Origin of the sequence: Thermogutta terrifontis, assembly GCF_002277955.1 — a bacterium.
Classification (GTDB): domain Bacteria; phylum Planctomycetota; class Planctomycetia; order Pirellulales; family Thermoguttaceae; genus Thermogutta; species Thermogutta terrifontis.
Genome location: NZ_CP018477.1, coordinates 1,157,796 through 1,170,805 on the forward strand (window position 1 = coordinate 1,157,796; position 13,010 = coordinate 1,170,805).

A 13,010-nucleotide genomic window follows, 5' to 3' on the forward strand; every position below is an offset into this window, starting at 1 on the left:
GTGGTGAGTAACATGAGTAATCCTGGAGAACGACTAGCAAATACCGTTGTCGCAATGGGGGACAAAAGCCGGGAGCTTGCCCGGCAGAACTCCGCTTCGGAAGTGAGCATCGTGGGGTGGCTGCGGGAATGGGGAGCTTTCCTGCGGGTCCGCATCCTTTTCAGCATCGTGGCCACCATGGTCACAGGAGCTGCGCTGGCCGCGGAGTCCGCTGCAGTTGATGGAACAATTGCGGCCAAGCTGGTGTTTTTGATTGGCATCATCGTTGGGGCCGTCATTTTAAACCAGGTCATCGAAAGCGAGTCAGACCGATTGATGCCCCGCACCTCCCGCCGACCTATTCCTGCGGGAAGAATGAGGCGAAGCTGGGCCGCGGTTGCGGGAGCCGTGCTGACGCTGGCGGGCACATTGGGGTTGTTGGCTTCAGGCGATATTATGCTGACTGTGCTTGGTCTGGCCGCCTGGGCACTCTATGTGGCTATTTACACGCCTCTCAAAAAGAAAACGAGCTGGCAAACACCGATTGGAGCGGTCGTGGGAGCGGCGCCGGTCGTTTTGGGGGCGGGCTTGGTGGATGGCTATCACGTCCCCCAGGTGTGGACACTCTTTACACTCATTTTTTTCTGGCAGTTTCCCCACGCGATGGCGATTGCCACACTGTATCGGGATCAATTCTCGCAGGCCGGTATTCAGGTCGCTCCGGTTGCCGATCCCAGTGGTCGCCTGATGCGTCTTTATACCCTCGCCGGCCTGGCAGGATTACAACTGTGCGTCATTGGATCGGTGATTTGGGGAGGAATCAACCCGCTGATGGCTGGCCTTCTGACTATCGGGACAGTCTATTTAACTTTGCCGACCCTGACGTTTCTCCGAGACCCAAACCAGTCCAGCGGTCGTCGGCTTATGCGGCACACGCTTGTCTACCTGTTCCTTTTAATCCTCGCTTTCGCCGTATTTCGGTGGTTCCATTAAATCGACCACTGGCACTGTCGCCACGATTGGCTTGAGGGTTCGTGTCAGGGGCGCGCAAGACGACGCCCGCGATTCTTTCCGATACCGGGACGTGGTACGATAAGTTACAGGGAAGACACGACACGTGCCCTGGGGGAGTCGGACCATGCGCGATGATCAATGGCAACAGTTACAACGCCTGATCGCCGGCGAGAGTACGGAGCCAGCGGTGGGGTTCATTATTGACTCGCCCTGGCTGCCAGGATGGTGCGGCATGACAATCCGCGAGTACCTGTGCAGTGAAAAGAAATGGTTGGAAGCGAACCTGCGGGCGGTCCAGACGTTCCCGGACGTCTGGTTCATCCCCGGGTTTTGGGCGGAATTTGGGATGTGCACGGAACCCTCCGCGTTCGGGGGCCGGTGCCGGTTCCCGATCAATGAGTTTCCCCATATCGAGCCGGTTTTGCGAAGCTGGAGCGACGTGGACGCATTGACCTTGCCGGACTGCGGACGCGATGGCCTGCTGCCATTCGTGCTGGAGCGCCTGCACCAGACGGAACCGCTGATCCGCGAGGCAGGACACCGTATCCGGTTTGCTGTCAGTCGCGGCCCCTTGAATATTGCGTCCTACCTGCTGGGGCAAACAGAATTTCTTTTGGGCCTTAAAACCGAGCCCGATCGGGCGCATCGGCTTATCGCGCTGATAACGACGTTCATCAAAAACTGGCTAAAGTGCCAAAAAACACATTTTCCTGATATCGATGGCATACTTATTTTGGACGATCTGATTGGTTTTATCGGCAAAAAAGATTTTGAAGAATTTGTTGTCCCCTATTTTCGGGATATATTCGCAACGTTGGATGTCAGCGTTAAGATGCTCCACAATGATGCCCACGGTCTGATCACGGCCCAGTATTTGCAGTCGATGGGTGTCAATGTTTTCAATTTTTCGCATGAACACGGTATGAAGGATGTAAGAAACTTGGCGGGCCCGGAGATTGTGCTGATGGGCAATATCGCTCCCCGTGACGTTCTGGCAGCGGGAACGCCGGAGGATTGTCGCCGAGAAGTTCAGCGGATCTGGGAATCGCTTGCGGATCGACGGCGCGTCCTCTGGTCGGCGGGAGGCGGTATGCCGCCCGGTGTCAGTTCAGAAAATATTCAGGCCATTGTATCAGAGATTAGAAAACTTGCGGCCGAGGCAGAAGAACCAAATGCTCCGACCAGCACCGTCCGCGCGGAGACCAATTGAGGGCTCTTAGCGTTTCCTTGGGACGTGGCTCGAAAAAGAGTGAACACTGAAACGGCTTGCCAAACCCAAACCGCTATGACACATCCAAATCAATAGCGCGAGTGATACCATTGCGACGAGCAGTAATCGTAAAGCTTTATCGTGATATGTGGACTATTGTACAGGTTGCTCACAGCAAATCGTTGAGATGCCGCCGGGGCAGTGAGATTCCTCCGCGACGGTGCTGTGACCGTTTTGTCTTTTTGTTGTCTACGATGGTTCTTGCGCTGATATGCACCGTCAGGCAGGCGGATGCACAAATTATCGGACTGTCGCTGACGCCGGAATATCAGCTTTCCAATGATATTCGGGTCAATGAGGCAGACGGAACCGTGCGGACACGGTTGGCTGAGATCGAAGAAGCGATCAGGGGGCAGCACTGGGACGAGGTGGTGGCGGGCATCAGGGAGGTTGTCACCAAAGCCGGGGATGATCTCGTTAATGTTACGGCCAGATTGAAGGGTGTCCCACCGCGCTATATTCCCGTTCGGGAGTATTGTCAGCTTCTATTGACTCATTTGCCTCAGGAGGGATTGGAAAAATATCGGCAATTGGTGGATCCCAATTGTCGAATATGGTTGGAAAAGGGGTTGCAAGCGGAAGACGAAGCGTTACTGCGCCGCATTTGTGAGAGTGAATTGGCAAGCCATTACGCCGACATAGCACTGTGGTACCTGGGGGAGTGGTCATTGCAGGCCGGTCTGCCCGATCAGGCCCAATTCTTTTGGCGACAGCTTTTGCCGGTTGATCGGCGGGCGGACGAACTGTTCACGTGGCGGTCGGTTGCGACATGTCGCTATTCGGCGGCGGCCGTCCGTGCCCGGTTGATTCTGGCCACCATTCTGGCAGGCAGACTTTCCCAGGCTAGTCGAGAACTCGCGGAATTTTCAACGGTTCATTCTGGTGAGCGCGGTCGAATGGCCGGGCGGGAGGCGGAGTTTACAGCGACTCTGACGAGCCTCCTGGCAGATGCTGAGCATTGGCCGCGGCGGCCGGGCGTTGGATATTGGACCACGTTCGCGCAAAACGAAGAGCGATTGCCTCAGATAGAAAAGGAGTTTGAGATTATCGGTCTGGCTTGGCGGGCAAAATTGCCCCCGTTGCCGCGAGCGGTCATCACCCAGTGGTCGGAGGTTCCTTCGGTCCGGCTGACGGCGGAAGATCAACACCCGCTGGCCTTTTTTCCCGTAATTGCCAGGGACGCTGTGTTTATCGCGGGATTAGATCGAATATATGCTTTCGCCCTGGAAAGCGGCCAGCCGTTGTGGGGGCTGAAAGCACCAGAGATATTCTCAATAAATTCTAACGATCGAGAACAACTTATTCCCGTCAATACCATTGGAGTAAGAAGAACGACAATCACCGTGGATCGAAATGAGCTATTCGCGCGGCTTGGCTCGCCGGTGACCGTTCAGCCCGCCCTCCTCTCGGAGGCGATACGACAAAAGAATGTGTTGGTGGCTGTTGACCTGGAGCAGGAGGGAAAACTGCTGTGGTCCCGGGAGCCGCCTGATGAGGGGTGGTCATTCGAAAGTGCACCGCTGGCCATCGGCGACAATGTCTATGTGGTCATGCGGCGGACAGACGTGCCCTCTCATATCTACCTCGCTTGCCTCAATCGGGAAACCGGTGATAGAAAATGGCTTCAATTTATTTGTGCGGCGGATACTCCGGGACGATCTATGCTTTATGAGATGACCCATCTATTGCCGACGGTCGCTCAGGACTCAGTTTTCCTGACAACGAATGCAGGCGCGGTTGCCGCGGTTTCGCGGGAGACCGGAAACATTCGTTGGATTACCTGCTATCCGCGCGTCCAGCGGGGAGACCTTTCCGTTTGGGAGCCTTTTCGCTTCCGCGAGCCGAATCCCGCTGTCTATTGTAACGGCGAACTTTATGTGGCGCCTACGGATACAACAAATGTATTGGGAATAGATGCATTTACTGGAGCAATCTTATGGAGTACAGGATCAGACGGGGAAAGGATCGAATATCTGCTGGGCATCGTCGATGACCATCTCATCGCCGCAGGGGATCGCCTGTATTGGATCGCGCTCCGCGGCAACCAGGCCGGAAGAATTGTGGCACGCTGGCCGATCGGAGCAGAATATCTCGGACACGGGCGAGGCCTGATCGCGGGAGGATCCGTCTATTGGCCGACGCGCGATGCCATTTATGTCGTCGATGGACGGACGGCTGAACCGAAGCGCGTTATTCCACTGAGCCCATGGCAGGTGGAAGGGGGAAATCTCGTTTACGCGGAGAATTATCTGCTGGTCGCTTCGTCACGGGAGATCGTCGCATTCCGGACTGCACCTACCGCGCAGTATGCGGTCGAGTCTAATTCATCAGCCAGAAGGGGTCAATAATGGGAGGGTGTTTGTGGAATATTTTCGCGATTATGAGTATTGCCGTTGCCTGTGCGGCAGCATGTGCTCAGGAACCTGTCACTGTTCTGCGCTGGGATTTTGAAGAGATTGTCGGTGAACAAAATGTCCAGGCGTTACCGGCTGAATGGATTGCGTCTTCAAAGGAGGGGATTGCGGTAGAACGAACTGAACAGGGCGGCAGGTGCCTGCACGTGTGGGTTGACGCGGCAACGGGGCCGGGAAGCCGCAATATTCGATATCGGTTGCCGGTTGACAAGCTCCGTGGCCAGCGTGTTCGGGTGAATGCACTTGTTCGCGCGAAAGGAGTTTCTCAACCGCCGAAGCCCTGGAACGGCATTAAGTGCATGTTGCGCATCGAATCGGGAGGGGAAATCCAGTGGCCGCAGCAGAATCTTCCGGGCGGAGATTTCGACTGGCGTCCCATACAATTTGTCGTCGCTGTGCCTGATGATTGCCAGCAGGTAGATCTCATCGTGGGCCTGGAGAATGTGACGGGCGACGCGTGGTTCGACAATATTGCCGTAGAGGTTATTCCAAAAAAGAAACTCAGTTCTAACCACAAGGAAGTATTTAAAGGGCACAATTTGCCTCGCTTGCGGGGCGCGATGATTGGTCCCCATGTGACCAACGCCGACCTGCTGGAATTCGGGAACGTTTGGAAGGCCAACCACATCCGCTGGCAGCTCATTTGGAATGGATTTCCGCATAGTCCAGCCGATAGTGCAACATTGGACGAATATCGCCAATGGCTCGATGGGGCGTTGAAGCGGCTTGAAGCCGCTTTGCCGGTTTGTCGCGAGGCCGGCATTCTTGTGACTGTGGACCTTCATACTCCTCCCGGCGGCAGAAATGAAGCGTCCGAGTGCCGTATATTCCACGACCGCGAGTTTCAAAAAGCATTCATCGATATCTGGGAAGATATCGCTCGGCGGTTCGCGGACAGCGACGTGGTCTGGGGGTATGATTTGGTCAACGAGCCGGTAGAAGGAATGGTCCCCGATGGATTGATGAATTGGCAGCGCCTCGCTGAGGAGACGGCACGCCGCGTCCGGGCAATTGACCAAAAGCACGCGATTATCATTGAGCCAGCCCCTTGGGGCAGTCCGTCGTCCATCGCGCTTCTTGACCCAATCGACGTACCGGGCGTGGTGTACAGCGTCCATATGTACGTGCCGCACGCATTCACACATCAGGGAGTCTATGATAATCCGGTCGGTATCGTCTATCCCGGGACTATCGACGGAAAATGGTACGATCGGAATACATTGCGCAAGGTGCTCGAACCTGTTCGGCGGTTCCAGGAAGAAAACGGGGTCCATATTTATATCGGTGAATTCAGTGCGATACGTTGGGCGCCGGCTGATAGCGCCTGCCAGTATCTTAAAGATTGTATTGAAATTTTCGAGGAATACGGCTGGGATTGGGCGTACCACGCTTTTCGGGAGTGGGATGGGTGGAGTGTCGAGCACGGTCCCGACCGCAATGACAGAAATCGAACAGCCACACCGACCGATCGCGCTTTACTCCTTCGATCGTGGTATGCCGAGAATGTCAAGCCGCAGTTTTCTGATAAGAAAAAGGACTGATGCCGACGTCACAGCGGCCAGCGCAATACGGTGGATTAAACGCGAATCATCGTCTAAATGGAAGGATAACTGCATGAGTGAACAAAAAGCTCTTGAACAGCTTACGGACGCATATATTAAGATCACAAACGAGCTCTCCAAGGTGATTGTCGGGCAGAAAGACGTTATTGAACAGCTCATTATCGGTCTGTTTTCTCGAGGTCACTGCCTTTTAGTGGGGGTTCCGGGGCTGGCAAAAACGTTGATGATTCGGACGCTAGCTTCGTGTTTGTCACTGAAATTCAGCAGAATTCAGTTTACACCCGACTTAATGCCCGCCGATATTACGGGAACCGAGGTGATTCAGGAAGATAAAGCGACCGGGCGACGTGAATTGCGATTTCTGCCCGGTCCTATCTTCGCGAATATTGTGCTGGCCGATGAGATCAATCGCACGCCCCCGAAAACGCAGGCCGCCTTGCTGGAAGCCATGCAGGAACAGCAGGTCACCGTGGGTGGACAGCGGCACGTTCTGGATCCGCCGTTTTACGTGCTGGCCACTCAAAATCCAATTGAACAGGAAGGGACGTATCCCCTTCCAGAAGCGCAATTGGATCGTTTTATGTTAGAAATACTTATTGATTATCCTGACGAAAACGAAGAGTTGGATATTGTATTGAGAACGACGAGTGACACAGAGACGCGTGTGGAGCCAGTACTCGATGCCCGACAGGTTTTAGAAATTCAGCGATTGGTGCGGCGGGTGGCGATTCCAGAGCACGTTGCTCGATATGCCGTGCGGCTGGCACGGTGGACGAGGCCGTCATTTGAGGAGGCCCCCGAGTTCATCAGAGATTACGTGACGTGGGGGGCCGGTCCGCGGGCGGCGCAGTGCCTTGTGATGGCCGGAAAGGCGCGTGCGGCACTGCACGGACGGGCCGCGGTATCGCTGGAGGATGTGGAGGCGGTGGCCCCTCCGGTTCTGCGACATCGGTTGGTGCTTAACTTTAATGCTGAGGCGGACGGGATTAAGTCTGACGACTTAATCAAGCGTCTGCTGCGTTCTGTTCCACGCCCTGAAGATGAATTGGTGAATCGTGGCATACTCCCCAAAGTTTCTTGACCCGCAGGTGCTGTCGAGTATAAGCGGATTGTCCCTGCGCGCCCGCGCGGTGGTGGAGGGAACGGTGACGGGCATGCATCGCAGTCCGTTTCATGGTTTTTCGGTGGAATTTGCAGAACATCGGGAATATAGCCCTGGGGACGACCTGCGTTATTTGGACTGGAAAGTATTTGGAAAGACAGACAGGTTTTACATCAAGCGCTTTGAACAGGAAACCAATTTATCCTGCATGATTTTAGTTGATGCGAGCGCAAGCATGGGTTTTAAGAGCCATGAGGCCCCGCTCAGCAAGTGGGAGTATGCCCAGTGCACTGCGGCAGCGCTAGCCTACGTCGTGCTTGCCCAGCAGGACCGCGTGGGTCTCGGGGTCTTTGCAGAGGAGTATCGAGTATTCGCACGGCCAGAGGCAGGTGGGGGACAATGGCAGCAGCTCGTTCAACTCTTGGAGAAAGAATCGCCGGCCGGTACGACGGCGATCGGAACAGTCCTTCATGAGGCGGCCGAACGCCTGACGCGACGGGGTGTCATTGTCATCGTGGGCGATTTTCTCGTGGATTTGAATCAGTTGGAACGGGGCTTGAAATATATCAGTTACGCGAATCACGAGGCTATTGTGTTCCATATCCTTGATGATCAGGAAATCTCCTTCGATCTGCAACATCCGGTGTTACTGCGCGGGTTGGAGATTTCTAAGAGTGTGGCGGTCGATCCGCGTCTCCTTCGTCACGCATACCGGCGGTGCCTGGAGCAATATTTGCGGAATATCCAAAGGATTTGCCATGGTCTAAAAGTGGACTATGTGAGGGCAACGACTCGGGAAAAACTTGATCATGTGCTACGAGAGTATCTGGCCTTCCGAAGGAAAATCAAGATCATTTAACGAACATGCGATTGTGTCGCGGGAATTGCAGCAATCACCGTGATGGATAAAGCGGAACTGTTCGTCCTCAGCCTTTCATTCCTGGATCCAGCAATTTTGCTGGGATTGCCCGCCGTCATTATTCCGATTGTCATCCATCTGTGGAATCGCCGAAAACATGTGGAGATGAACTGGGCGGCCATGGAATTCGTGCTGGCCGCTCTGGCTATCGAAAGACGGCGGATATTGTTGAGGGAGTATTTATTGCTTTTACTGCGGATGGTCGCCATTGCGCTGCTCATTGTGGCGGCTGCCCGGCCCATTGTGGAGTCTCCGGCTGTGGCCATGGGATATCGGGCGGCCACAGGCTGGATATTTGTCGTCGATGACTCGCTGTCTATGTGCCAGTCGAGTCAAGGGAAGTCGTGTTTCGACCGGGCCAAGGATGTGATCACCAGTATCGTTAAGAACGCCGGACCAGCGGATGCGTTCTGCTTGTTAAAGGCAGCCCAACCTCCGACATGGGAGGTGGAGCTGGCAATCAGTGACCGACAATCCTTCCTGCAAATTGTCGATCAACTAAAGTGCCGGCATACTCGCAATGATTGGCTGGCGTGTTTGGAAACGGTTCTCGTTCGAACGCAGCGTCTCCGCGAGGAATATCCGCAGCTTACGCGTTGCGTGGTTGTGATTATTACAGATGGTCAGCGAGAGCCCTGGGATGAGGCAATTGGGCGTCAGGGATCAGCGCTTTCCAGCACCGCCGAGGAACTGGTTCGGCAGGCGGAACTCGTTGTCTGTCGTGTTGCGGGGGATCAGGGAAGTAATGCGGCGATCACGCGGCTGGAGGCTTCACCGCTGGTATGCTCGCGGAATGAAGAGACGGTCATTGCAGGACAAGTCACTATTTTTGGGAGTATAAAGGAAATACCGGCAACAGTAGAATGGTTCATAGATGGTGTTAAAATTGGCGAATCACGGGTGGAATGGAACTCTCCCGATAATGGGATGTTTATTTGGTCCTACCGGGCGTCCAGACCCGGGGATCATGTGATTGAGGCAGTTATTCCTGACGATCAGCTTGCGATTGATAATCGTCGGGGCGTGGTTGTTTCGGTCCGCAATCAGGTGCGGGTGTTGTGTATTGATGGTCGATATTCCCCAATACCCTTCCAGGGAGCAAGTGATTATGTTCGGCTTGCACTGACCCCGGAATCATCGGCCCAAGAAACCGGGCCGATAGAAGTTCACGTAATTCCTGAATCGCGGCTTCTTGAGTCAGATATTACTCGTTTTGACATGGTCGTCCTGTGCGATGTAGCTCAGATAACACCGGGTGAGATCGAGCTCCTCGCGGATTTTCTCCGCCTCGGCGGTGGATTGGTGGTTTTTACCGGCCCGCGGGTTCAAACAGCCGCGTACAACCGGACGGGCGAATTAGAGCACACAAAAGAACCGTTCCTCCCGGGGCGATTGGAAGAAATAGTCAATAAGCCGAATATAACAACTGGTCCCATAGATGCTCGTCATGCCATCACGCGGATTTTCGCAGGATGGGAAGGGAGCGGACTGACACGGATTCCCGTGCGGAATTACTTGCGGTTTCAGCCGACCAATTCCATTCCATGCCAAATAGTAGCGCGATATTCCAGCGAGGATCCATTCATTATTGCGTGGGAATATGGCATGGGTCGGGGAGTTCTGATTACCACCTCAGCCGATACGAGCTGGACGTCGCTCCCACTCTGGCCGATCTGGGTACCTCTTATTCAAGAGATAAAAGCATGGACTTTATCGGGCGGACTTTCCGGAAGAACTTTGGTCTGCGGCCAACCGCTGAGCTTGTCCATGGCGATGCGGAGTGCACGCGAGGCGCCGCGCATCCGGCTCACTGACTCACAGGGAAAGACCTGGCGCGAGCCGGCTGAGCTTGTCGACGGGACCTGGCAATGGAAATACACACAGACCGACTGGTCGGGTGTCTATAAGGCCGAAATTGATAGTGGTAGCCAGGAGTCACGTGGGGTGGCTTTATTCTCTGTAAATAGCCCTTTGGAGGAGTCCGACCTCAGGTGGGAGGGTTGGGAGGAGGCGCTGAAGGACGGCCTTCGTGGGGCACATACGATCTCTGCGGAGCTTGTAAGTCAAATCCTCGAAAGCCCGAGTCAGGCCGGTGGTACGTCGGGTAACACGCTTTCCCGGTTGCTTTTGCTCTGCCTTCTTGCGCTTATACTGGTAGAAATAGTCATCGCTCATATAGGGAAACAGTAGTATGGCGAAGAAAATAATAGACGAATGTACAAATATCTGTATGTATCACACACATCGAGGCGAGATTGGTGGGGTTCACAATGCGACTGGGCTGCGAGTCAAGGCTGGTGGGGAGATGGGGCATGTGCCAAACGATAATTGAGACTCCAGCAACGACATGACGCACACAGGTCGCGGATATTATAGTCGTGAACGATGAGGCAACTAATCCAGTGGATGATCGGTGAAAAAGTTGTCCGTGACGACGGGTACGTGTACGAGATCGCCGGAGGGTGGCCGTGGCCGGTCTGGGTGACCGTAATTGTCGTGGTGTTATGTTTGGCCTTTTTCTGGGGATGGTACTATCGGCGTACTATCGATCTTGCGAAATATCAAAGAATTATTCTCGTTTTACTTCGCGCAGGCGTTACTCTTGCAATCATAGCAATGCTCGCGCAGTGGGTTGTTATTCCCCAGCGGACGAGTCGGCCGCTCATTGGGATCGTTCTCGATGATTCGATGAGCATGTCTGTGGAAGACGAAACGGTCGGGACAACCGCGGCTGCGGCGAAGTCGGCATCCGATAGAGAAAAAAGCACGCGATCCCGCTGGGCGGCTGCTATCGATGCCGTGACAAGCAGGGAACGCGGCCTTTTACACCGTCTGGCCGACCAATATCGTGTGCGAGTGTATTTCCTTAATGATGTACCAATTGATGGAAAGAGTGCTGATGAGGTGGCGAACCGATTAAAAGACGCGCGCCCGCAGCGACTTTCAACTCCCCTGGGCCGGAGTATTCTTCAGGTCTTGGATAGGCTACGGGGGGCGCCGCCCGCAGCGTTGGTTGTGTTTACAGACGGCGTGAATAACGAGGGGCCATCGCTAGCTGACGCTGCCGAAGAAGCAGCCCGGCAGTTTATTCCGGTCTTTTTCGTGGCTTTAGGGGCAGAGGGGCGACGGCCGGATGTGTTGATCGAAAATTGGCTGATGGAAGAACGGGTATTTGCTGGGGACAAGGTAGTATTGCGGGCGGACATTGTAACAAAACACGTGCGGGACAAGCAGGTGTATGTTCGCCTGGTGGATGAATCGAATAAAAATGTGTTTATGGAGAAAAAAGTGGATGTCACCGAAACCGGGCGCCAGGAGGTGACTATGGCATTTCAGCCACCAAGAGTGGGCGAAATCGTGTTGCGACTGGAATGTCAGCCGGTCAGTGGTGAGGTGGCACTGGAAAATAACTCTCAAACGAAGATACTGTGGGTGGAAAAACGTGCGATCAGAGTGTTACTCATTGGCAATACACCGGGATTTGAATATCGCTTTTTGCAGAATTGTCTGGGCCGGGAAAGCAGTATCACGCTGCGATCGGTTCTTCTCTCGGCCGATCCGGAGTTGGAGGAAGACTTGGACAATGGACTATGGCTTATTCGCGGGGCGCGGGAGGAAGTGTGGACCCAGGACGTGATCATTTTAGTGGACCTGCCCGCGGCAGTTTTTCCGCCGCGGGTTTGGGAGGATTTGGCGGGGTTTGTGGACCGGAATGAGAAACCGGGCGGGCTCGTGGTGATTGCCGGCCCGAATTGGCGATGGGAAGCATCGGCGTCGACGCCGCTCGCCCGAGTTCTGCCGATTAGCTCGGGAAGCTCGGTCGTGGACATTGTCGCGGATTCGGCAAGTCGCGTGATGCCTACGGATGATGGTTGGCGAGTCCCGTGGTTTCTTCTGGGGACGACACTGGAGGACTCGCGGCAGATATGGTCACGCTTGCCCGGGATTTATTGCTTTCACGACATTAAAGATATAAAACCAGGGGCGAGAATCCTCGCGACAGTGGAGAAAAACCAAAGGCAGTACCCTGTGTGTATTTTTTCGTATGTGGGTAGAGGACGAGTGCTTTTTCACGCAATGGATGAAACCTGGCGGTGGCGAAAAGTTAATAATTTGATGTGGTATCGCCAGTTCTGGATAGAATTAATACGGTGTATGGCACGATCGAAACTGGAGACAGGCGGAGGAGCAATTTTAAGCACGGATCGAAAAACGTACTCACCGGGTGATCCGGTGTGGATCACGTTACAAGGAGTAATCGGTCAGAGTGACCTTGGTGGAGAGGTCACGGTGTGGCTGGGACAGGATGGAAGATCGCGGCGCCAAATAACACTTCAACGCCGATCTCCGGAGGCAAATACGTTTCAAACGGTCCTGCATGATCTGACGCCCGGGCAGTATGTGGCGTGGTTGGCTGGGGAACGGGAGTCGGTGCGGACAAGCTTTACAGTGTTGCCCCCAAAAAAAGAGATGCAACAGACCGATGTCGCCTGGGAAGAAATGGCAGCCGCAGCCAAGCGGACCGGCGGCGCCGTGTATCGAGTCGGGCAGATCGATCGTCTGATACATAGTTTGCCTGCGGGCAAAGCCAGCCCCGTGGAGATTCTGCCGCCGATCACTTTATGGAATCAGCCGCTGATACTCGCTTTTATAGTCGGAATGCTCACGATAGAGTGGGCTTTACGCAAAATGTGGGGCCTGATGTAAATGTCATTTATAACATTCATGTTCGTTGGTCTTTCAAAGTGTT

Annotated in this window: 8 protein-coding genes; all 8 read left to right on the forward strand. The window is 54.4% G+C overall.

Features of this window, described 5'->3' with window-relative positions; genetic code table 11:
- Window positions 1-12: 12 nt before the first annotated feature.
- Complete coding sequence (locus THTE_RS04340; protein WP_095414281.1) at window positions 13-972, forward strand: protoheme IX farnesyltransferase; 960 nt, start codon at window positions 13-15, stop codon at window positions 970-972.
- A gap of 145 nt (window positions 973-1,117) precedes the next feature.
- The gene (locus THTE_RS04345) at window positions 1,118-2,203 is read left to right on the forward strand and encodes a uroporphyrinogen decarboxylase family protein (protein WP_095414282.1); all 1,086 of its coding nucleotides are present in this window, start codon (window positions 1,118-1,120) and stop codon (window positions 2,201-2,203) included.
- 254 nt (window positions 2,204-2,457) lie between these two features.
- Window positions 2,458-4,611: an outer membrane protein assembly factor BamB gene (locus tag THTE_RS04350; protein ID WP_157731728.1), complete on the forward strand. Its 2,154-nt coding sequence runs from the start codon at window positions 2,458-2,460 to the stop codon at window positions 4,609-4,611.
- Window positions 4,611-6,218, forward strand: coding sequence for a glycoside hydrolase family 5 protein (locus THTE_RS04355; protein WP_095414284.1), 1,608 nt, complete (start codon window positions 4,611-4,613; stop codon window positions 6,216-6,218). Before THTE_RS04350 ends, THTE_RS04355 begins: the two co-directional genes overlap by 1 nt.
- A 73-nt stretch (window positions 6,219-6,291) precedes the next feature.
- A complete protein-coding gene (locus tag THTE_RS04360) occupies window positions 6,292-7,320 on the forward strand; it encodes an AAA family ATPase (protein WP_095414285.1) in 1,029 nt (342 codons plus the stop codon).
- Window positions 7,295-8,200 carry a DUF58 domain-containing protein gene (locus THTE_RS04365; RefSeq protein WP_168175786.1) on the forward strand — a complete coding sequence of 302 codons (906 nt, stop codon included), beginning with the start codon at window positions 7,295-7,297 and terminating at the stop codon, window positions 8,198-8,200. The genes THTE_RS04360 and THTE_RS04365 overlap by 26 nt, the downstream gene beginning before the upstream one ends.
- A 42-nt stretch (window positions 8,201-8,242) precedes the next feature.
- Complete coding sequence (locus THTE_RS04370; RefSeq protein WP_095414287.1) at window positions 8,243-10,450, forward strand: BatA domain-containing protein; 2,208 nt, start codon at window positions 8,243-8,245, stop codon at window positions 10,448-10,450.
- A gap of 195 nt (window positions 10,451-10,645) precedes the next feature.
- Window positions 10,646-12,967 (forward strand): vWA domain-containing protein, encoded by a 2,322-nt coding sequence (locus tag THTE_RS04375; protein ID WP_157731732.1) that lies wholly within the window; start codon window positions 10,646-10,648, stop codon window positions 12,965-12,967.
- Window positions 12,968-13,010: the final 43 nt, after the last annotated feature.

Coding starts and splice junctions, on each gene's coding strand:
- THTE_RS04350 (WP_157731728.1), top strand. CDS start 2,458: ATGGTTCTTGCGCTGATATGCACCGTCAGGCAGGCGGATGCACAAATT.
- THTE_RS04355 (WP_095414284.1), top strand. CDS start 4,611: ATGGGAGGGTGTTTGTGGAATATTTTCGCGATTATGAGTATTGCCGTT.
- THTE_RS04340 (WP_095414281.1), top strand. CDS start 13: ATGAGTAATCCTGGAGAACGACTAGCAAATACCGTTGTCGCAATGGGG.
- THTE_RS04370 (WP_095414287.1), top strand. CDS start 8,243: ATGGATAAAGCGGAACTGTTCGTCCTCAGCCTTTCATTCCTGGATCCA.
- THTE_RS04360 (WP_095414285.1), top strand. CDS start 6,292: ATGAGTGAACAAAAAGCTCTTGAACAGCTTACGGACGCATATATTAAG.
- THTE_RS04375 (WP_157731732.1), top strand. CDS start 10,646: ATGAGGCAACTAATCCAGTGGATGATCGGTGAAAAAGTTGTCCGTGAC.
- THTE_RS04345 (WP_095414282.1), top strand. CDS start 1,118: ATGCGCGATGATCAATGGCAACAGTTACAACGCCTGATCGCCGGCGAG.